This is a genomic window from Vibrio sp. LQ2, assembly GCF_023920125.1.
GTDB classification, from domain to species: Bacteria; Pseudomonadota; Gammaproteobacteria; order Enterobacterales; family Vibrionaceae; genus Vibrio; species Vibrio fluvialis.
Window position 1 is genome coordinate 4052052 of the sequence record NZ_CP085308.1, and the last position, 20157, is coordinate 4072208.

A 20157-nucleotide genomic window follows, 5' to 3' on the forward strand; every position below is an offset into this window, starting at 1 on the left:
AGTGTATTTTCACATATAGGAGTAAATTTTGAAAAAAGCACTTATTACTGGTATTACGGGTCAAGACGGTTCATATCTGGCTGAGTTCCTCGTCGATAAAGGTTATGAGGTTCATGGTATTATCCGTCGCGCATCATCGTTTAATACTGAGCGTATCGATGCTCTTCGTAGCAAAAGCGATCAGGTTCACCTTCACTATGGTGATCTGACGGATACTTCGAACTTGATTCGCCTAGTGAAAGAAATTGAACCTGATGAGGTATACAACTTAGGTGCAATGTCTCATGTTGCTGTTTCTTTTGAATCTCCAGAATACGCTGCAGACGTCGATGCGTTAGGTACGATTCGCCTGCTTGAAGCTATTCGAATTAATGGATTGGGAAAGAAAACTCGCTTTTATCAAGCGTCTACTTCTGAGCTGTATGGTGAAGTTCAAGAAATCCCTCAACGAGAAACAACTCCGTTCCACCCTCGTTCCCCTTACGCTGTTGCGAAAATGTACGCGTATTGGATCACTGTGAACTACCGCGAGTCATACGGAATGTATGCGTGTAACGGGATTTTGTTCAACCATGAATCTCCACGCCGCGGTGAAACGTTTGTAACCCGTAAGATCACTCGTACGATTGCGAACATTTCTCAAGGTTTGGAAGCGTGCTTATACCTGGGCAACATGGATGCACTGCGCGATTGGGGCCATGCAAAAGACTACGTTCGTATGCAATGGATGATGCTGCAACAAGAGCAAGCGGACGATTTCGTGATTGCAACAGGTAAGCAAATCTCTGTTCGTGAGTTTGTCCGTATGTCTGCCAAAGAGGCGGGTATCGACGTGGTATTCTCTGGTACTGGTGTCGATGAGATCGCGACAGTAACAGCGGTTGACTCTGCGATTGCGCCACACGTCAATGTTGGCGATGTGATTGTTCGTGTGAGCCCTAAGTTCTTCCGTCCAGCTGAAGTGGAAACGTTGCTGGGTGATCCGAGCAAAGCAAAAGAGAAGTTGGGTTGGGTTCCTGAAATTACCGTTGAAGAAATGTGTTCAGAGATGGTTCGGGCAGACATCAATAAAGCAAAACAGCATGCACTTCTTAAAGCGAGCGGTTTTGACGTGTCCATCTCGGTAGAAAGCTAAGACGTAGGCTGATTGTGAAAAAAAGAATTTTTGTTGCTGGCCACCGCGGCATGGTGGGTTCAGCAATTGTAAGACAGCTTGCCGTTCGTGATGATGTTGAAATCGTGACTCGAACTCGCAGTGAGTTGAATCTTTTGAATCAAAATGACGTGAATAATTTCTTTGCGAAAGAGTCTATTGATGAAGTTTACCTTGCTGCGGCGAAAGTGGGTGGCATTCATGCGAATAATACGTATCCAGCAGAATTTATTTACGAAAATATGATGATGGAATGCAACATAATTCACGCTGCTCACCAGAACGATGTTCAGCATTTGTTGTTCTTGGGCTCTTCTTGCATTTATCCGAAGATGGCAGAGCAACCGATGTCAGAATCGGCGCTGCTGACGGGAATTTTGGAAGCGACAAATGAACCTTATGCTATCGCTAAAATTGCGGGTATTAAGCTTTGTGAATCATATAACCGTCAGTACGGTCGAGATTACCGCAGTGTGATGCCGACGAACCTGTACGGTGAAAATGATAATTTCCATCCAGAGAATTCTCATGTAATTCCCGCATTGATGCGTCGTTTCCATGAAGCAAAAGAACGTGGTGATGCCGAAGTTGTCGTATGGGGCACTGGTACACCCATGAGAGAATTCCTGTATGTGGATGATATGGCTGCTGCGTCGATTCATGTGATGGAATTAGACAAGGAGACTTATCAAGCCAATACTCAACCTATGTTGTCGCATATCAACGTTGGTACTGGCGTTGACTGTACGATTCGTGAAATGGCTGAAACGATGGCGCGTGTCGTTGGTTTTAAAGGGGATGTTGTTTTTGATTCGACAAAACCTGATGGCACACCGCGTAAGCTGATGGATGTTTCGCGTTTGGCGAGTTTAGGTTGGCGATTCAGCACCGAGTTAGAAGATGGATTAGCAAAAACCTATCAGTGGTTTTTGGCAAACCAGAACAACTTCCGTAAGTAGGTATTCGCAAAATGATGCAACGACTCAATGATGAAACGTTTAAAACCGTTGTTGCGTCGACGCCATTAGTCTCTATCGATCTGGTTATTCGTAATTCGGACAACCAGATCCTGTTAGGTCTGAGAACAAATCGACCAGCACAAGGGTTTTGGTTTGTTCCTGGTGGACGTATATGCAAAGACGAAACGTTTGAGCAAGCTTTCGAACGCCTGACAAAAGCTGAATTAGGTCAGGTAGTCTCATGGTCAAAAGCCCAATTTATGGGTCCATATCAGCATCTGTACAACGACAACTTCTCCGGTACAGATTTCAGTACACATTACGTTGTACTTGGATATCAAATTGTTTTGGATATTGATTTAGATGCGCTACCTGTTGAACAGCATAATAATTATAAATGGTGGAATGAAGAAGAGTTATTGAGCTCTTCTCTTGTTCATCGCAATACCAAAGCATATTTTTCTGAACATTATAAATGAATTAGGTAAGTGAAATGCTATTACCTGTAATTATGGCTGGCGGATCAGGAAGCCGATTGTGGCCGCTTTCAAGAAGCCTGCATCCGAAGCAATTTATCAGTTTGGCTAGTGATAAAACCATGCTTCAAGACACCATCGCTCGATTAGATGGCCTTGAGCATAACGCTCCAATGTTGATCTGCAATCAAGAACATCGCTTCATTGTTGCGGAGCAACTACGACAAAATAAAGTCCAACATGGTGGAATTATTCTGGAGCCGACAGGCCGTAATACCGCTCCTGCAATCGCTTTAGCTGCTTTGCATGCGATTCGCGACGGCGATGATCCGTTACTCCTTGTCTTGGCTGCTGACCATGTGATTCAAAATTCGAAAGCCTTTGTTACGGCTGTCGAAAATGCAATGCAACCCGCCGAGGAAGGTATGTTGGTCACTTTCGGTATTGTGCCAACGGCGGCAGAGACCGGATACGGCTACATCAAGCAGGGCGCTGTGGTGAAAGAGTCGATTTTCCGCGTTGAACGATTTGTCGAAAAACCAGATTTGAAAACCGCACAGCTTTATTTAGATAGTGGTGAGTACTATTGGAATAGCGGGATGTTTATGTTTAAAGCGTCTCGTTACCTCAAGGAGCTTGAAAAACATCGTCCTGATATTCTGCAAGCCTGTAAAGCGGCAATGGACGGTGCGAGACCTGATTTAGATTTTATTCGTGTCGCAGAGTGTGAGTTCATTGGATGTCCGGATGAATCAATCGATTATGCGGTAATGGAGAAAACCCAAGATGCGTTAGTTGTCCCAATGAATGCTGGATGGAGTGATGTCGGCTCTTTTAGTGCGTTATGGGAGATCTCTGGAAAGGATGAGGCAGGTAACGCGATTGTCGGTGATGTGATCACGGAGCAGACGAACAATAGCTATATCTATGCACAGAATAAATTAGTCTCAACGGTTGGGGTCGATGACCTTGTGATCGTTGAAACAAAAGATGCTGTTTTGGTGGCCAAAAGAGACAAAGTGCAAGATGTAAAAAACATCGTCAACAAGCTTAAAGCGCAAAATCGCTCTGAATGTGAACAACATAGAGAAGTATATAGACCGTGGGGGTCTCACGATGAGATTGCTGAGGGTGAGCGTTTTCATGTGAAGCATCTCAAGGTAAAACCCGGAGAGAAAACGGCGCTTCAGATGCATCACCATCGAGCAGAACACTGGATTGTTGTGCAAGGCACGGCAAAGGTGACAAACGGTGATAAAACGTACTTGGTGAGTGAGAATGAGTCGACTTATATTCCTTTGGGGTCTGCTCATCGCATAGAAAACCCCGGAAAGGTCGATCTTCATTTAATTGAGGTGAGATCCGGAAGTTATCTCGAAGAAGATGATATTGTTCGCTTAGAAGAGTATGGAATAGGTTATTAAAGGGTTTATTAAAGTGTTAAACACTAAACAAGTGATTGCGAAATCAGGTATTCAATTTGGTACAAGTGGTGCTCGAGGCTTAGTAACGCAGTTTACTCCAGAAGCGTGTGCAGCATATACTATTGCTTTTGTTACTAGTTTAAAAGAGGTATATCAGTTTAAACGCATAGCTATTGCTATTGATAATCGTCCGAGCAGCCCCAAAATAGCCCAATCATGTATTGCAGCTTTAATGAATGTAGGTATTGAACATGTTTATTATGGAGTAATACCTACGCCTGCATTAGCTTATTCTGCGATGCAAGAAGGGATTCCTTGTATAATGGTGACAGGTAGCCATATTCCTTTTGATCGCAATGGGTTGAAGTTTTATACGCCTAGAGGCGAGATAACTAAATCTGATGAACAACTAATTACAAACATTGATTGTGAATTTGAACCACCCCAAGACTTTCCGGTCTTAATAATATCTAAAAATGCCGCACAACAATATATTGAACGATACACGAGCTTATTTGATAGTTGTTTTCTATCGGGTAAGCGGATTGGCATTTATGAACACTCAAGTGCTGGTAGAGATCTTTATCCAGAAATATTTGGTACGCTTGGTGCAGAAGTAATATCATTGGGCCGTAGTAATGATTTTGTGCCAATTGATACAGAAGCCGTTACAGATGAAGACAAGTCCAAGGCAAAAAGTTGGTCAAACCAATATCAGCTTGATTTTATTTTTTCCACCGATGGTGATGGTGATAGACCTTTAGTAGCTGGCGAGGATGGTGAATGGCTTAGAGGCGATATTCTTGGTTTCTTGGCTGCGCAAGAAATGAATGTTGAAGCAGTAGCTATTCCTGTAAGTTGCAATACGATTATTAGCAAGTCGTCGGTTTTTTCAACTGTGGTTCTAACTAAAATTGGTTCACCATTTGTTATTAATGAGTTTTCTAATTTAACTAAGCAATACTCCACAGTTGCTGGTTTTGAGGCTAATGGAGGATTTCTATTAGGTACTGATATTTCTATCAACTCAAAATGCTTAAAAGCGCTCCCCACTCGTGATGCCGTATTACCGGCATTGATGGTATTAAGCGCTGGTATAGAGCAAGGAATTGCACCACTAGTTAAAAAAGTATCAACCCGTTATACTGACAGTGATCGCATACCAAATTTTTCTAACCAAAGGAGTCAAGAAATATTAACGCAATCTTATGGGAAAGAAAGACTTTTATTAAGTAAGTTGGGATATGATAGTGACATTGTGTCTATCGATGTAATAGATGGCTTGAGAATTACATTAGCTAACAATGATGTAATTCACTTGCGACCATCAGGTAATGCTCCAGAATTAAGATGCTATGCAGAGTCTGATACCGTTGAAAAAGCGAAGTCTCTTGTACAAACTGTCCTTTTGAAAATAAAAAACATATCTTTTAGTTAAGAGTGGTTTATAGCGTAGCACTATTATTAGTGCTACGAATTTTTAAAATGCTAATTATTTTTCTTTTAGTGTTCGAATCCAAGTGGTTATTCTCCAGACATAATTTAAAATTATTGCATAAATCAAAAAACATAAGACGTAACTATAAAACATTACAGCTTCGCTAACATTATAAATTTCACTGAGTATCCCTACTGATGCGAAAGCTGTAGAGATTAGGAAGATAGTAATCAAGGTCTGTGATGAGCTAAGTCCAAGTCTTTGAAATATATGATGCAAGTGCTCTCTGTCTGGTTTGAATGGTGAGTCCCCTCTACGTATGCGACGAATCATGATTGCAGCCATATCCATTAATGGTACGGCTATTAGCCAAAGTGCCGTTACCGGACGAAGAGGAGGTGCTTTACCATTTTGGCTTGAAAGCAGAAGTAACCAAATGACAGTAAATCCAATTAGCATGCTTCCCGCATCCCCCATAAATACTTTTCTCTTTCTTCCAAACAACCCCAAGTTTAGAAGGATATAGGGGATTATTATTACAACCATGACTAAGCATAGATAAGCAATGTTTGTTTGACCATCGTGCGCAAGCATTATCCCCAAGCCACCAAACGTCACAACAGAAAGAGCACCTAATAAACCGTCAATGCCATCTACCATGTTGAACGCATTGATCGCGCCTACTACCGCAACAATAGTAACGAAATAACCCAAAGGGCCTAGTGTAACATTTCCCGCCCCTAGTACATTGCCTATCGTGTGGAGCTCTATACCACCAAGTACCATCATGGCGATGGAAAGAATCGCTTGTATTAAAAAACGAATCTTAAAACTGATGTCATACTTATCATCAATTGCACCGACTGACACCAAAATTAGAATGCACCCAGCATAGAGTGTTGTGTTTGGTATAATATTTTGATGGTTAAAGAGAAAGTACATAAGTGTAAGGCAGATCGAGATTCCTCCCACTAATGGAACTGAACCATTGTGCAGCTTTCGGGAATTAGGCTTGTCAACTAGGCCGATAGCTTTTGCTACTTTGCGGAGCAAAAACAATGAAGCTAAAGAGAAGAAAAACAAGAAAGCTAGGTCGACGAATGAAACAAGCACTATTATGAGCCCCAAGTAATAAATAGGTGGAAATTCTAGTAGAATTTATCCTTTGAATAAAGAGCAGATTTGCTAACACATGAGGAGCAAATTTTTACTGAAAATTAGGTGGATTATGCTTTTTGAAGGGCATTCACTTAAATCGACATTCTTATCTTTTTAAGCTTGTGTTAAAGTAGCAGGTGATTTTTAGTTTTATTATTATAATACTTTGATAATTAAAGGATTCAATGTGTCAGGTTCTCACTATCCCAAGTCCGCTATGATTCAACAATCTAGTGACGAAATTGATTTAAGAGAGCTACTTACTGCGCTATGGACTAGTAAGTTAACTATCGTTATTTCGACATGTATTGTAGTTATCTGTGCTATTACCTACTCCTTGAGTGCTCAAGAATGGTGGTCATCAACTGCCAAAATTGCTGAGCCTCAGCCGCAGGATATTGCCGCTTATCGACAGCAAGTGAAACAGTTTCAACCGGTATTTGATATTTATCAAGAAGATGGAACGGTTCTTGTGAGCGAAGAGCTTGATGACTTGATCGATTCTGAAATTCTATTTAGACGAGCTGTCGACGCCTATAATTCAAACAATAATAAGCGAGAGTTTTTAGATTCAAGTGAAGAGTTTCAACAGTATAAATCCGCTATTGGTGTTGCGAACTCTGATACTGATGAAGGAAAAGATGCGAGTCGTCGGCTCTACGCGAGTTGGTTCGAAAAAATAGTGGCACAAGCTGAAGATAAAAAGGCAGAGCTGTCACCTTATAATCTGAGTTTTCAGTCAACTACGAAGGAAAGTAGTTATTCTTTACTTAACGAATACCTTGATGACATCAGCCAGAAAGAGCGAGAAGGTGCGCTAAGCAACTTGCAAGCTATTGTTGCCTCAAAACGCAATGAGCTAGTGCAACAAAAGAAAATCCTAGAGTCACAAGCGAAGAACCGCCTTGAAGTAGAAGCCGAAAGAGCAAAGTATGCGTTAGATATTGCCAAAGCGGCAGATGTGACGACACCAATCCAGAGTAACAATGGTTCTGAAATTTTCTCAATAGATATGGGTACCAAGGCGCTATCAGAAAAAGTGAAGGTGCTGGAATCCATTAAGAACCTAAGCGTAATTGAACCGCGTTTGCAACAAATCGACGCTAAGCTGGATATGTTGAATAATCTGCATATTGATCGCAATGTTAAGTTCCAAACGTTCCGCTTTTTGGAGAATGTTGAACAGCCTATTTCTCGTGATAAGCCGAAACGCGCTTTGATTGTTGTCTTGGGTACACTACTTGGTGGAATGCTTGGTATAGCGATAGTATTGATTAGATTTGCCTTCAGAAAAGAAAGCTGATTCGAAAGAGCAGAGATTGACAGTCTCTGCTCTTTTCATATGTAAACTTGGTGCTATTTCTCATCTATTCTCCTCAGCGCTTTTCCTTCTTCATTTTCTGTGTCTTACTTCTAAATGTGTTTACTTTTAAATACATGGGAGTAGGACATGCAACTCATACATCATGGTGGCAAACAGACGGTGACTGGTTCTTGTCATGAACTGGTTGTTGATGATCTGGCGATTCTTGTCGATTGTGGTCTGTTTCAGGGCAAAGATGCGCTGGATATCGAACCGGATTTCCCGATTGAACACATCCAGGCGCTTATTCTGACACATGCGCACATCGACCATATCGGTCGGTTGCCTTGGTTGATTGCAGCGGGTTTTACCGGACCAATCTATTGCACACCGGCGACAGCAGAATTAGTTCCTCTGATGCTGGATGATGGTATGAAGTTACAATCCGGCTTCTCGCGTGCGCAGCGGGAGGTGGTACTGGATAAGATTGACCACCTGATTGAGCCGATTGAATACGAACAGCGTTTTCGCATTGAGTCTGATTCCGGCGTCATGTTGCAGTGCCAGTTTGTACCTGCCGGGCATATTCTGGGTTCCGCCTATCTTGAAATTCAACTCCCGAATCAGGAAGTGATTGTCTTCTCTGGTGATTTAGGTCCGAGCAACACGCCGTTACTGCCCGATCCGGTGCCGCCAATGCATGCAAATTATCTGGTCATTGAGACGACGTATGGCGACACCCATCACGATGGCGTTGAAGAGCGCGCCAACAAACTGCGTGAAATCATCGATCGTTCATTGGCCGATGGTGGCACGATTCTCATCCCCGCCTTTAGTATTGGCCGCACGCAAGAGCTGTTGTTCGATATTGAGCAATTGGTGTATGAACATCAGATCAACGCTGATTTACCTATCATTCTCGATTCTCCAATGGCACAAAAAGTCACCGAGTCTTATCGTCGATTCAAACAGCTCTGGGGTGAAGAAGCCAAAGAGCGTTTAGAAATGCATCGCCATCCGCTGGCGTTCGATCAGTGTGTACTGGTTCAGGACTATCGCTCGCATGAAGCCTTGGTGAACCGACTGGTTTCGACCGGAGAGGCATCGATAGTGGTGGCCGCGTCCGGCATGTGTGAAGGCGGGCGAATTGTTGATTATCTTAAAGCGTTGCTTCCTGATCCTCGGACCGACGTTATTTTCGCTGGCTTTCAGGCTGAAGGGACTCTGGGGCGCGCCATTAAGCAGGGCGACAAAGTGGTGATGATTGAAGGGGAAGAGGTTGAAGTGAATGCTCAGATTCATGTCATGTCGGGTTATTCCGCGCACGCAGACCAGGATGATCTGCTGGCATTTATCGAAGGTATTGATGAGAAGCCAAAAGAAGTGCACCTAATCCACGGTGAGCAAGAGGCCAAGCAAGCGTTCGCTCAACTGCTGCGTGACAAAGGCTACAACGTCATCGAATAACACCCGAACCGCTAGTGAGCGCTGAGCTGAGTATGGAAATGTTGGCGGATATACGTCACCACTTCTTCTTCAAACCACGGGTTTTTCTTTAACCACAAGGTATTGCGTGGTGAAGGATGCGGCAGAGGAATGTAGTGTGGCGCCCAGCGTTGCCATTGACGGACGGTGTCAGTCAGGGTGGATGGTTTATCTTTCAGGTAGTAGTTTTGCGCATACTGACCAATCAGCAGCGTTATTTCGATGTTGGGCAGTTGCGCCAGCACTTTCTGATGCCATAGCGGCGCGCACTCTTTACGTGGCGGCAGATCGCCGCTCTTACCTTTGCCCGGATAACACAGTCCCATTGGCATGATGGCAATCTGCTTTGGATCGTAAAACGTCTCTTTGTCCACGTTCAGCCATTGGCGCAGGCGATCGCCACTCGGGTCGTTCCACGGTATCGAGCTTTCATGTACGCGAATACCGGGTGCCTGACCGATGATCAAAATCCGCGCCTCTTCATGCGCCTGAATCACCGGATTGGCACCCAGCGGCAGTGCGGGCTCACATACCCGGCATTGACGAACTTCTCGCAGCAGATCACAGAGCATCAGTACCCCTTGGCAAAATCAATGCGGTTATTGAGCTGGAAGCCATCGCGCCATAACGCGTAATTTTCGGCAAAGATTTCCACCACCTGATGCGGAAAGCTCAGCGCAGCAATGTGCGGCGTGACGGTGATCGCCGCATGTGTCCAGAATGGATGTGATTCGGCGAGCGGTTCAGCCACAAATACGTCTAAAAACGCGTGCTGAATATGACCAAGTTCAATCAGTGGAATCAGCTCATCTTCGACTAAGGTTTTGCCCCGACCGACGTTGAACAGCAGCGCCTGCTGGCAATGGCTCAAGGTCTCTTGGCCCAACAATCCAATCGTACTTGGCGTATTGGGCAATGTGTTGACTACGATATTCGCCTGAGCGAGTGCGGCAGGTAATTCATTAATGTGATACGTCTGACTGAAGGCGCCTTGCTTGGGCGGAATGCCGGAGCTGTTGACGCCAATCACCGTTAGGCCAAATGCGGCAGCCACATCAGCCAGATGGGCACCGATTGAGCCCGTGCCGAGAATGGTCATCACCTGGCCAGTCAGCGATTGATATAAGTGCGGCTGCCACTGCGCATGCTGCTGTTGCTGCTGATAACGCGCGAAATGGCGATAGTGACCGATGGTGTAACCGAGCACGTATTCCGCGATTTGTTGGCCGAAGATGCCTTTCACGTTGGTGAGCTCGTAATCCTGGCGCAGTGCCGGGGCGATAAGCGCATCGACGCCAGCGTAAGCCGATTGCAACCACTCTAAACGCGGAAATTCCTCCAGGCAGCGAGCAGCCATCGGCGGTGCGGCCAGTAACAAGTCTGCCTGACTGCGATCTTCGGTAATCACCAGATCGGGCAGCTGCAGCGCTTCAATGGCGTCACGATAGAGGTCATTGTGCTCCGTTAAAATGTACAGCTGATGAGTGAAATTGTTCATAGATGCGCCTTTTTTCCCTGCTGGTTATCCAGTACACTTCCGCTGTCTTTATCCGCAACGAATTGAGTGACCATGTTACAGACATCAAATGGGTTACAGAACCCTTTGCAACTTCGCCTTGAGAAGTTTGAACCTTGGCAACAGATTACCTTTATGGCGTGTCTATGTGAACGCATGTATCCGAATTACGCCATGTTCTGTGAACATACCCAATTCGCTGAGCCACGCCGTTACCGTGAAATTCTCGACAGTATCTGGGAATTGATGACGGTGAAAAACGCCAAGATTAACTTTGAGCGTCAATTGGAAAAGCTGGAAGAGCTGATCCCGACCTCAGACGAGTTTGATCTGTACGCGGTTTATCCTGCGATTGATGCGTGTGAAGCGCTCGCAACGGCGCTGCATGGCCTGCTGGATCGCGATGATTTGTACGAATCGATGCAGAAAGTCAGCCAGATTTCGGTGCAAACCGTCGCGCAACTGGAAGAAGCGCAAACCGGTGAAACCATCACCAACGACAATCAGAAAGAGAACGAAGCCGTGTGCGAAGAGTGGGATGTGCAATGGGCCATCTACCGACCACTGCGTGAAGCAAGTGAGCGCGATATCGATCTGATCAAAGATCTGCGTCAGGAGCTGCGCGACGACTGCATCAGCAATATCGGCGTGTCATTGTAATATTTCCCCAAGGCAGAAGACTCTCTCCTGCCTTTTCTTTATCCGTTCCCTTACCCACAACATCCTTCATTCATCGCCTCATTGCGTCCGAATATTGTCATAAATTGTTGCCGCCGCAGTTCTGCAGTGCAGAATGCGTTACGATGCGTATCACGTTGTCCCAATGCAGGAGTTAAACATGTTGCAGTCTCTGGAGACTTGGCTGAGTCAGTTTGGTATTGAGATGTCTCAGTTTCTTAAGATTTCAGAAGCATTAGGCTTAATTGTTCTGATTGCCGTAGTGGTGCATCTCGTATTGCATCGCGGAGTGGTCGCGTGGTTGAAACGACGCGCAACCAAATCTGAGGCGGTGTGGCGTCATGCGCTGTTTGCCGGCAAGTTGTTCAGCCGGATTGCTTTGGTCATTCAAGGCATTTTGATTGCGGTTCAGACCAGCATGTGGCTGTCGCCGGAGAGCGCAATCCGTGATTGGATTCTGACGTTGGTGGCGCTGTGGATCGTGCTGTTTGTCTTGCTGGCGATGTTCTCGCTACTTGACGTGGCGGATACGCTGCTGTCACGTACGCCGCTTGGCCGCAACATGCCCGTGCGCGGCATTGTGCAGAGTCTGAAGATCGTTTTCTTTGTGATTGCGGCGTTGCTGGCCACATCGATTCTGGTGGGTAAATCGCCGCTCATTCTGTTGAGTGGGGTCGGTGCTCTTACCGCGGTCATCATGTTGGTGTTCAAAGACCCGATCCTCGGGCTGGTGGCTGGAATTCAACTCTCGGCCAATAAGATGCTCAGCGTAGGCGATTGGCTGGAAATGCCGAAGTATGGTGCCGACGGTGACGTGATTGATATCAGCCTGACCACAGTGAAAGTGCAGAACTGGGACAAAACCATCACTACTATTCCCACTTATGCACTGATTTCCGATTCATTTAAAAACTGGAAAGGGATGCAGGATTCGGGCGGACGCCGCATTAAACGCAGTGTGCTGATTGACGCGACCAGCGTACATTTTCTGTCTCAGCAGGATATTGGCCATTTAACCCGGGCCAAGTTGCTGGAACCTTACATCAAAACCAAACTGGAAGAGATCACGCAATACAATCATCGCCAGCAGTTTGATGAAGAGTGTCTGATCAACGGCCGCCGACTGACTAATCTGGGCAGTTTCCGAGCCTATCTGGAGCGTTACCTGCGTGCACATCCGGAAATCCATCAGCGTATGACGTTAATGGTACGCCAGCTGGCACCGACTCATGAAGGCATCGCGTTGGAGTTGTACTGCTTTACCAATACCACCGCGTGGGTCGAGTACGAGCGTATTCAGTCCGATATCTTTGACCACTTGTATGCCGTGTTGCCAGATTTCGGCTTGCGGGTTGCTCAGGCGCCGACAGGGCACGACTTCCGACAATTGCACGCGAACTAGCCAATCAAAAACGCCCCTCTTATCGAGGGGCGTTGTCTTTGCAAGCTGAGTGCTTATTTACGGCTCTCTTGCGGGTCATCTTCGTCACGGCTTTCAATCACACCGTGTTGCTTTTTCCAATTTTCCCAGCGTTCTGTCGCCAGTTTCTGCATGTCGGTGGTCTTATCGGCTTCATCGATAATTTCCTCACCGAGCAAGTGTTCAAACACATCTTCCAGCGTCAGCAGACCTTGTACGGTGCCATATTCATCCACCACTAAGGAAAGCTGCAGACGGTTTTTCATCATCTGAGCAAAGGCTTTGGGTAGGGTTTGAGTATTAAGTAACACATGGATCGGCCGCATCACAGCGCCAAGTTGTTGCTCGCCCAAGCCGCTTTGTTGCAGCTTGAACAGCTCTAAGCGATGCACAAAGCCGATGATGTTATCGCTGTCCTCACTATAGACTAACGGGCGGGAAAACGGCGTATCGCGGTGTTCAAGCAGGAACTCGTTGATGCTCAGTTCTGCATTAACACGAAACAGCACGGTACGCGGCGTCATGACCTGAGTGACGGGCACGTCGCTGATGGCCAGCAGGTTATTGAGTATCTTCGATTCGCCTTCGGCCAGTTCACCACTTTCGTTGGCCAGCAGCGCCATGGCAGACAGTTCGTCACGCAGACGCGGCACTTCAATGTTGCGTGCCAGACGTTTGGTGATTTGCTGCGAGAACCACACAAACGGCGTCAGACACCACACCATCCAGCCAAGGATCACGGCGCTGGCTGGTGCGAGCTGGCGCCAATAGGTTGCACCAATAGTTTTCGGCACGATTTCAGACAACACCAGAATACCGAGCGTCAGCACGGCAGAGAAAACCCCCAGCCACTGGCTGCCAAAGACAACGGCGGCTTGCGCACCGGCACTTGCGGCACCAATGGTGTGAGCAATGGTGTTTAAGGTCAGAATCGAGGCCAGTGGGCGGTCGATGTCGCCTTTCAGTTGGGCCAGTTTCTCGGCCGACGGGTGTGACTGCTGGCGGAGCTGGGCGAGATAGCTGGGCGTCAGGCTGAGTAAAACGGCTTCGAGTACAGAACAAATAAACGATACGCCAATCGCCACAGTGACGTATATCGTAAGCAAAAACATGCTGGTTCCTTAATGGTGTTATCCAACGATTAAACATTCAGATTGATGACGTTTTTTCCGCAAAAAAGTGTGCTGGATTTGTTACGCATCGGTATTGATTGTGAACAATCTTATTTCCGAAACACCTTGATATATCAGGCTTAGCGGGTGTTTGACCGGAAATATTTGGAGACATTTTGCGTTAAAAACAAGTCAGGCGCCTCGTTCAATGGGTAACAAATTGTGAGTTATTACTCATATTATGGTTAAAAGTACGTCAGAGAGGCACAAGTTACGCGACAAACCTTTGCCAGACGGGGCATTTATGCTTTAGAGTGAACTGAATTCGATAACCTATGAGAAGGGAAACCTAATGAACAAGACCCAATTAATCGACTTTATCGCAGAGAAAGCAGATCTATCTAAAGCTCAGGCTAAAGCTGCTCTTGAAGCTACTCTTGGCGCGGTTGAAGGCGCACTGAAAGAGGGTGACCAAGTTCAACTAATTGGTTTTGGTACATTCAAAGTAAACCACCGTGCAGCACGCACTGGTCGTAACCCAAAAACTGGCGAAGAGATCAAAATTGCAGCAGCTAACGTACCTGCATTCGTCGCTGGTAAAGCACTGAAAGATTCAGTGAAGTAATCTATACTACGCCGAGATATGTATCTCGGCGTTTTTCCCTTTATGAAAAAACTTCTGTTTCCTATTTTTGCGTTTGGCCTACTGGCCGGATGCTCATCTTCTCTCCCGACGGCTAATCTCGAGCAAATTAATGACTACACGGGTGGTCAGAGTATGGGAGACGCCACCAGTTTCTATTGGTACACCGAACGTCAGAATCAACCCAGCAGCGCCGCCGACTATGTTTCGTCTGAACGCTTTGGCTGGTATCAATCCAGCTATCGCTGGGATGAAGGCCAGGTGCGAGAAGTGGTGCGTGAAGGCGTTCAGCCCAAGAACCAAACCTTAGTCCCTTATCGTGTGCAGCTGCGTTTCAATAAAGATGGTGAAGCGGTGTATCAGCAATACCGTGTCGATGGTAAAGTGCTGCCACTTAATCAGGATCAGTTGTCGCACTATCAGCAGCAGGCGAATGCTCTGGCAGAGATGACCAAATCTCAGGATGCACAAGGGTTGGAATTGATTCAGGGTGTGTGGGATGGTGAGGTTTTCGAAACCTGTACCGGGCGAGAATATCGCAGGATTGAATTTAATCAGACCTTACCGAATTTTGTAGTCAACCGTCTCTCATCGCTCGACAGCTATGTCGCCTTTCTGGGCAAAATCCGTAACGACAAAGTGTATGTCGAAGAGTTACTGATGCTGGCTGATGATAACCACGACTGCATTAGTCGTCCGAATCTGATCAGCGAATAATCACGTTCTCATTTGAGCGGACACTACGAACATAAAAAAGGCGCCTAACGGCGCCTTTCTGCTAATCAACTTTGGAAGTTATTGGTTTTCCTGCTCGCGAGCGATCGCGCGGTAACCGATGTCGTTGCGGTGGAACATGCCATTCCAACTGATCTGTTTCGCCAGTTCGTACGCACGTTGCTGCGCTTCTGAAACGGTATTGCCGAGTGCAGTCGCACACAGAACGCGGCCGCCGTTAGTGACGACGTGGCCATCTTTGTCGGTGGTGCCGGCGTGGAACACTTTCTGACCTTCCACTTCAGTGGTTGGCAGGCCGGAAATGATGTCGCCTTTGGCGTAATCACCCGGGTAGCCGCCCGCGGCCAGTACGATACCGATGGACGCGCGCGGATCCCATTTCGATTCCACTTGGTCCAGTTTGCCGTCAATCGCCGCCAGACACAGTTCAACCAGGTCAGACTGCATGCGCATCATGATCGGCTGTGTTTCTGGGTCACCAAAGCGGCAGTTGTATTCAATCACTTTTGGCGCGCCAGTGCTGTCGATCATCAGGCCAGCGTACAGGAATCCGGTGTATGGATTGCCTTCGGCCGCCATGCCACGCACGGTTGGGTAAATCACTTCCTGCATCACGCGGTCGTGGATGGCTTGGGTCACCACAGGCGCTGGTGAGTAAGCGCCCATGCCGCCGGTGTTCGGGCCGGTGTCTTGGTCGCCGACACGTTTGTGGTCTTGGCTGGTGGCCATTGGCAAAACGTTTTCGCCATCGACCATCACGATGAAGCTGGCTTCTTCGCCATCCAGGAACTCTTCAACCACAACACGGCTGCCTGCATCACCAAACGCGTTGCCCGCCAGCATGTCTTTGATGGCCTCTTCCGCTTCTTCCAGCGTCATGGCGACAATCACACCTTTGCCTGCGGCCAAACCGTCGGCTTTGACGACGATCGGTGCACCTTGTTCACGCACATAAGCCAGTGCAGGCTCAATTTCAGTGAAGTTGGCATAAGCGGCGGTTGGAATGTTGTGACGCGCCAGAAAATCTTTGGTGAATGCTTTCGAGCCTTCCAATTGCGCAGCGGCTTGAGTCGGACCAAAGATTGGCAGGCCAGCGGCGCGGAATGCGTCCACCACGCCAATCACGAGCGGCGCTTCAGGGCCAACGATCGTCAGCTCAATCCCGTTGTCTTGTGCAAAGGCAACTAGGCCTGCGACATCTTCAACCGCAATGTTGACGTTTTGCAGTTTCGCTTCCAGCGCGGTACCCGCGTTTCCCGGAGCGATAAATACGGTTTCAATGGCAGGGTTTTGCGCGACTTTCCAGCCCAGCGCGTGCTCGCGACCGCCAGAACCAATAATTAAAACTCGCATAAATGAATTCCTTAATTTTAAATTCGGATCTCTTAATCATTGGGAGCTCGGCCAAGCTGACGGGCTCCCAAGTGACGGCTCGAAGAATTAGTGACGGAAATGACGCATGCCAGTGAAGATCATCGCCATGCCGTGTTCGTCCGCAGCGGCGATCACTTCATCGTCACGCATTGAACCGCCTGGCTGAATCACGCATTTGATGCCCGCTTCTGCGGCGGCATCGATACCATCACGGAATGGGAAGAACGCATCGGATGCCATCACGCTGCCAGCCACTTCCAGACCTTCGTCGGCAGCTTTAATACCAGCAATTTTCGCGGAATAGACGCGGCTCATCTGGCCAGCGCCAACACCGATGGTCATGTCGCCTTTGGCGTACACAATCGCGTTTGATTTGACGTATTTCGCGACTTTCCAGCAGAACAGCGCATCTTTCAGCTCTTCTTCGGTCGGTTGACGTTGAGAAACCACTTTCAGGTCGCTTAGTGTCACCATGCCTTGATCGCGGTCTTGAACCAGCAGGCCGCCGTTAACACGTTTCACATCAAAACCAGTGGTTTTGCTGTGCCATTCGCCACATTCCAGCAGACGCACGTTTTTCTTCGCCGCCACCACGTCAATCGCTTCTGCTGAGACGCTTGGTGCGATGATCACTTCAACAAACTGGCGTTCCACAATGGCCGTGGCTGTTGCGGCATCCAGTTCGCGGTTAAACGCAATAATGCCGCCGAATGCGGAGGTTGGGTCGGTTTGGTAGGCGCGGTTGTACGCTTCCAGAATGTCACCGCCCAGTGCTACACCACACGGGTTGGCGTGTTTGACGATCACACAGGCTGGTTCTGCGAACTCTTTGACGCATTCCAGCGCAGCATCGGTATCGGCGATGTTGTTGTAAGACAGAGCTTTACCCTGAATCTGACGTGCGGTAGACACCGACGCTTCTTCTGGGTTTGCTTCCACGTAGAAAGCCGCGTCTTGGTGGCTGTTTTCGCCGTAACGCATGTCTTGTTTCTTGATGAACTGTTGATTGAAGGTGCGTGGGAATTTTGATTCCTCATCGCCTTCTTTGTTTTCGCCATAGCTCGGGACCATGGTGCCAAAGTAGTTGGCAATCATGCCGTCGTAAGCCGCGGTGTGTTCAAACGCAGCAATGGCGAGGTCAAAACGTGTGTCCAGCGTCAGTGATTGGTCGTTTGCATCCATTTCGGCGATCACGCGGTCGTAATCGCTCGCGTTCACGATGATGGTCACATCTTTGTGGTTTTTTGCCGCAGAGCGCACCATGGTCGGGCCGCCGATATCGATGTTTTCCACCGCATCTGCCAGGGTGCAGTTCGGGTTCGCCACGGTTTGCGCGAATGGGTAAAGGTTCACTACCACCATGTCGATTGGATTAATGGCGTGCGTGTTCATGACATCGTCGTCCTGACCACGACGGCCAAGAATGCCACCATGAACTTTCGGATGCAGCGTTTTCACGCGCCCGTCCATCATTTCTGGGAAACCGGTGTAGTCAGAGACTTCGGTTACTGCAATGCCTTGCTCGGCAAGTAGGCGAGCGGTACCACCAGTAGACAGGATGTCGACACCGCGCTCAGAGAGCGCTTTTGCAAACTCAACAATGCCAGTTTTATCTGATACGCTGATGAGTGCACGGCGAATTGGACGAGCGTTATTCATGCTTCCATTTTCCTTAAATTCACGGAGTTAATGACGAAAGATGTTTGCCAAAATTGTTCATGGGTGATGGCATAGCATCACAACTTGGCCAGTTTTGGTAAAGACCTTTTTCTCCAGGAGTTTGGATGGCGCGTATTCTAACCAATTTATTACAAAAGATCTCGCGCAATCGTTTGGCATGGGAAAAATAATAGCTAAAAACAGGTTTTTCAAGCGAAAAAAGTAACCAAAGAGTAAATAGGCACAATTATGTTTCAGATAGGTGAATTGGCGAAACGGTGCGGAGTTTCCACCGATACGCTGCGTTTTTACGAGAAAAATGCGCTGATCTCGCCAGCTGGTCGCAGCGATTCGGGTTACCGTTTGTATGATGAAGAGAATCAGAAGCAGGTGAGTTTTATCCTCAAAGCCAAAGAACTGGGGCTGAGTCTGGAAGAAATTAAGGAACTGCTTGAGATTCGGTTGGAAGCGACTGAGCACAGCTGCGCGGAGGTCAAATCGATTACTTCCGCTAAGCTGGCGTTAATCGATGAAAAAATTGCTGAGCTGACGCGCATTCGCAGCGCCCTGAAAAAAATCAATGATGCCTGCTGCGGTCATCGGGATGACGACGCCAGCCATTGCTCCATTCTGGCAGCGCTGGAAAGTTTATAGGCCGAGCCAAGCAGCGCCGCGAATGCCGCTGCTGTCGCCATATTTCGCTTGTGCAAAGCGTATCTGCGCAGTGTCCGAAAACACGTAACGGGCTGTGGCGTCCGGCAAATCTCTGTATAACTGGATAACATTAGACAAGCCGCCACCCAATACGATGATATCTGGATCAAGGACATTGACTAGCGCGGCAAAGCTGCGCGCCATGTGATCAATGAGTTGATGATAGCAGTCGATGGCCGCCGTTTGCCCTTGCTCATATGCTTGAATGATCTGTTCTGCACTCAGTGTGTGACCAGTCTTCAACTGGTAGCTTTGTTGTAACCCAGTGCCTGAAATGTAGCTTTCAATGCAATTGTTGCGCCCGCAATAACATGAACGAGCGGGGCCGTCTTGAGGCTCATGGTATCCCGGCAACGGATTGTGTCCCCATTCGCCACAAACGGCGTTGGGACCAACCAGCAACCTCTGGTGAATGACGATGCCACCGCCACATCCGGTGCCGAGGATGGCGCCAAACACAACTGGGGCACCTTTACCCGCACCATCGATGGCTTCAGATAAAGCAAAACAGTTGGCATCATTAGCCAAGTTCACCGCTCTACCCAATTCCTTTGTAAGGTCTGCCTGCAGATCGCGCCCGTTTAAAAACGCGCAATTGGCATTTTTGATGAGGCCGGTGACTGGGCTTATAGCCCCAGGCAACCCCAGCCCAATGGCTTTGGCTTGACCATGGTGTTGCTCTGCAAAGGTAACGAGTTCAACAATCGCGGTGACTAAGCCGTCATAACTTTTCGGGGTTGCAACGCGATGGTTCCAAATCATGTCACCGGATAGGCTGAGTACGCAGATTTCTGTTTTTGTACCGCCGATATCAAAGCCAATTCTCATTTTGCGTCCTTATCTGAACTGGCGGCCAAGTTATGCCGCCTTCATTCGTTTCTACATTGACTGCCGTGGGCATGTGGCGGTG

At 47.6% G+C, this 20157-nt stretch carries 19 protein-coding genes and 1 pseudogene; 12 read left to right on the forward strand and 8 right to left on the reverse strand.

Annotated features, from left to right (window positions below; genetic code table 11):
• The first annotated feature begins 28 nt into the window (after positions 1-28).
• The 5 genes from gmd to LGV68_RS18825 are packed head-to-tail and all read left to right on the forward strand — an operon-like array spanning position 29 to position 5450.
• The gene (gene gmd / locus LGV68_RS18805; RefSeq protein ID WP_252535869.1) at positions 29-1135 is read left to right on the forward strand and encodes a GDP-mannose 4,6-dehydratase; all 1107 of its coding nucleotides are present in this window, start codon (positions 29-31) and stop codon (positions 1133-1135) included.
• 11 nt (positions 1136-1146) lie between these two features.
• The gene (locus LGV68_RS18810) at positions 1147-2112 is read left to right on the forward strand and encodes a GDP-L-fucose synthase (protein WP_252536788.1); all 966 of its coding nucleotides are present in this window, start codon (positions 1147-1149) and stop codon (positions 2110-2112) included.
• 14 nt (positions 2113-2126) lie between these two features.
• Positions 2127-2591, forward strand: coding sequence for a GDP-mannose mannosyl hydrolase (locus LGV68_RS18815; RefSeq protein ID WP_199251406.1), 465 nt, complete (start codon positions 2127-2129; stop codon positions 2589-2591).
• A gap of 14 nt (positions 2592-2605) precedes the next feature.
• Entirely contained in the window at positions 2606-4012 is a 1407-nt protein-coding gene (locus tag LGV68_RS18820) for a mannose-1-phosphate guanylyltransferase/mannose-6-phosphate isomerase (protein ID WP_233976425.1), read from the forward strand.
• A 13-nt stretch (positions 4013-4025) separates the two neighbouring features.
• Entirely contained in the window at positions 4026-5450 is a 1425-nt protein-coding gene (locus LGV68_RS18825; protein WP_233976424.1) for a phosphomannomutase, read from the forward strand.
• A 54-nt stretch (positions 5451-5504) separates the two neighbouring features.
• Here LGV68_RS18825 and wecA read toward each other — a convergent pair whose 3' ends face one another.
• Positions 5505-6563 (reverse strand): UDP-N-acetylglucosamine--undecaprenyl-phosphate N-acetylglucosaminephosphotransferase, encoded by a 1059-nt coding sequence (wecA, locus tag LGV68_RS18830; RefSeq protein ID WP_252535872.1) that lies wholly within the window; start codon positions 6561-6563, stop codon positions 5505-5507.
• Positions 6564-6825: 262 nt separating this feature from the next.
• Between wecA and LGV68_RS18835 the strand changes: the two genes are divergently transcribed.
• The gene (locus LGV68_RS18835) at positions 6826-7911 is read left to right on the forward strand and encodes a Wzz/FepE/Etk N-terminal domain-containing protein (RefSeq protein ID WP_233976452.1); all 1086 of its coding nucleotides are present in this window, start codon (positions 6826-6828) and stop codon (positions 7909-7911) included.
• A gap of 147 nt (positions 7912-8058) precedes the next feature.
• Complete coding sequence (locus tag LGV68_RS18840; protein ID WP_047463322.1) at positions 8059-9378, forward strand: MBL fold metallo-hydrolase; 1320 nt, start codon at positions 8059-8061, stop codon at positions 9376-9378.
• Positions 9379-9389: 11 nt separating this feature from the next.
• Here the strand turns inward: LGV68_RS18840 and LGV68_RS18845 are convergent, their stop codons facing one another.
• Positions 9390-9968 carry a uracil-DNA glycosylase family protein gene (locus LGV68_RS18845; RefSeq protein WP_047463325.1) on the reverse strand — a complete coding sequence of 193 codons (579 nt, stop codon included), beginning with the start codon at positions 9966-9968 and terminating at the stop codon, positions 9390-9392.
• Entirely contained in the window at positions 9968-10894 is a 927-nt protein-coding gene (locus LGV68_RS18850; protein ID WP_222755830.1) for a D-2-hydroxyacid dehydrogenase, read from the reverse strand. Before LGV68_RS18850 ends, LGV68_RS18845 begins: the two co-directional genes overlap by 1 nt.
• 72 nt (positions 10895-10966) lie before the next feature.
• Between LGV68_RS18850 and LGV68_RS18855 the strand changes: the two genes are divergently transcribed.
• Complete coding sequence (locus tag LGV68_RS18855; protein WP_020332392.1) at positions 10967-11572, forward strand: DUF416 family protein; 606 nt, start codon at positions 10967-10969, stop codon at positions 11570-11572.
• 178 nt (positions 11573-11750) lie between these two features.
• On the forward strand, positions 11751-12992 hold the full coding sequence (locus LGV68_RS18860) for a mechanosensitive ion channel family protein (protein ID WP_158125625.1): 1242 nt from the start codon (positions 11751-11753) through the stop codon (positions 12990-12992).
• A gap of 53 nt (positions 12993-13045) precedes the next feature.
• On the opposite strand, the gene LGV68_RS18865 is transcribed toward LGV68_RS18860, so the two are convergent.
• Positions 13046-14122 carry a hemolysin family protein gene (locus tag LGV68_RS18865; RefSeq protein WP_020332390.1) on the reverse strand — a complete coding sequence of 359 codons (1077 nt, stop codon included), beginning with the start codon at positions 14120-14122 and terminating at the stop codon, positions 13046-13048.
• A gap of 352 nt (positions 14123-14474) precedes the next feature.
• Between LGV68_RS18865 and hupA the strand changes: the two genes are divergently transcribed.
• Together hupA and LGV68_RS18875 are read left to right on the forward strand one after the other, a co-directional pair.
• Positions 14475-14747, forward strand: a complete 273-nt coding sequence (hupA, locus tag LGV68_RS18870; protein ID WP_004728324.1) for a nucleoid-associated protein HU-alpha — start codon at positions 14475-14477, stop codon at positions 14745-14747.
• A gap of 42 nt (positions 14748-14789) precedes the next feature.
• Positions 14790-15482, forward strand: coding sequence for a DUF1481 domain-containing protein (locus LGV68_RS18875; RefSeq protein ID WP_158147997.1), 693 nt, complete (start codon positions 14790-14792; stop codon positions 15480-15482).
• A gap of 78 nt (positions 15483-15560) precedes the next feature.
• Here LGV68_RS18875 and purD read toward each other — a convergent pair whose 3' ends face one another.
• The 3 genes and pseudogenes from purD to LGV68_RS18890 all read right to left on the reverse strand — a co-directional run.
• Positions 15561-16853 carry a phosphoribosylamine--glycine ligase gene (gene purD, locus LGV68_RS18880; RefSeq protein WP_158147998.1) on the reverse strand — a complete coding sequence of 431 codons (1293 nt, stop codon included), beginning with the start codon at positions 16851-16853 and terminating at the stop codon, positions 15561-15563.
• Positions 16854-16940: 87 nt separating this feature from the next.
• Positions 16941-18533, reverse strand: coding sequence for a bifunctional phosphoribosylaminoimidazolecarboxamide formyltransferase/IMP cyclohydrolase (gene purH / locus LGV68_RS18885; RefSeq protein ID WP_020332387.1), 1593 nt, complete (start codon positions 18531-18533; stop codon positions 16941-16943).
• A gap of 121 nt (positions 18534-18654) precedes the next feature.
• A pseudogene (locus LGV68_RS18890) lies at positions 18655-18780 on the reverse strand (phosphoribosylamine--glycine ligase); the annotation flags it as partial.
• Between the two features lie 2 nt (positions 18781-18782).
• On the opposite strand from LGV68_RS18890, the gene zntR reads away from it, so the two are divergent.
• The gene (gene zntR, locus LGV68_RS18895) at positions 18783-19187 is read left to right on the forward strand and encodes a Zn(2+)-responsive transcriptional regulator (protein ID WP_154183654.1); all 405 of its coding nucleotides are present in this window, start codon (positions 18783-18785) and stop codon (positions 19185-19187) included.
• Here the strand turns inward: zntR and LGV68_RS18900 are convergent.
• Positions 19182-20075: an ROK family protein gene (locus LGV68_RS18900; protein WP_165881417.1), complete on the reverse strand. Its 894-nt coding sequence runs from the start codon at positions 20073-20075 to the stop codon at positions 19182-19184. The two genes, zntR and LGV68_RS18900, sit on opposite strands and share 6 nt — an antisense overlap.
• Between the last annotated feature and the right edge of the window lie 82 nt (positions 20076-20157).

Bases quoted from the DNA above. Each gene is read 5' to 3' on its own strand.
- LGV68_RS18815 (WP_199251406.1), top strand. From the start codon at position 2,127: ATGCAACGACTCAATGATGAAACGTTTAAAACCGTTGTTGCGTCGACG.
- LGV68_RS18820 (WP_233976425.1), top strand. From the start codon at position 2,606: ATGCTATTACCTGTAATTATGGCTGGCGGATCAGGAAGCCGATTGTGG.
- LGV68_RS18835 (WP_233976452.1), top strand. From the start codon at position 6,826: ATGATTCAACAATCTAGTGACGAAATTGATTTAAGAGAGCTACTTACT.
- LGV68_RS18840 (WP_047463322.1), top strand. From the start codon at position 8,059: ATGCAACTCATACATCATGGTGGCAAACAGACGGTGACTGGTTCTTGT.
- LGV68_RS18845 (WP_047463325.1), bottom strand. From the start codon at position 9,968: ATGCTCTGTGATCTGCTGCGAGAAGTTCGTCAATGCCGGGTATGTGAG.
- LGV68_RS18850 (WP_222755830.1), bottom strand. From the start codon at position 10,894: ATGAACAATTTCACTCATCAGCTGTACATTTTAACGGAGCACAATGAC.
- LGV68_RS18855 (WP_020332392.1), top strand. From the start codon at position 10,967: ATGTTACAGACATCAAATGGGTTACAGAACCCTTTGCAACTTCGCCTT.
- LGV68_RS18860 (WP_158125625.1), top strand. From the start codon at position 11,751: ATGTTGCAGTCTCTGGAGACTTGGCTGAGTCAGTTTGGTATTGAGATG.
- LGV68_RS18865 (WP_020332390.1), bottom strand. From the start codon at position 14,122: ATGTTTTTGCTTACGATATACGTCACTGTGGCGATTGGCGTATCGTTT.
- hupA (WP_004728324.1), top strand. From the start codon at position 14,475: ATGAACAAGACCCAATTAATCGACTTTATCGCAGAGAAAGCAGATCTA.
- LGV68_RS18875 (WP_158147997.1), top strand. From the start codon at position 14,790: ATGAAAAAACTTCTGTTTCCTATTTTTGCGTTTGGCCTACTGGCCGGA.
- purD (WP_158147998.1), bottom strand. From the start codon at position 16,853: ATGCGAGTTTTAATTATTGGTTCTGGCGGTCGCGAGCACGCGCTGGGC.
- purH (WP_020332387.1), bottom strand. From the start codon at position 18,533: ATGAATAACGCTCGTCCAATTCGCCGTGCACTCATCAGCGTATCAGAT.
- zntR (WP_154183654.1), top strand. From the start codon at position 18,783: ATGTTTCAGATAGGTGAATTGGCGAAACGGTGCGGAGTTTCCACCGAT.
- LGV68_RS18900 (WP_165881417.1), bottom strand. From the start codon at position 20,075: ATGAGAATTGGCTTTGATATCGGCGGTACAAAAACAGAAATCTGCGTA.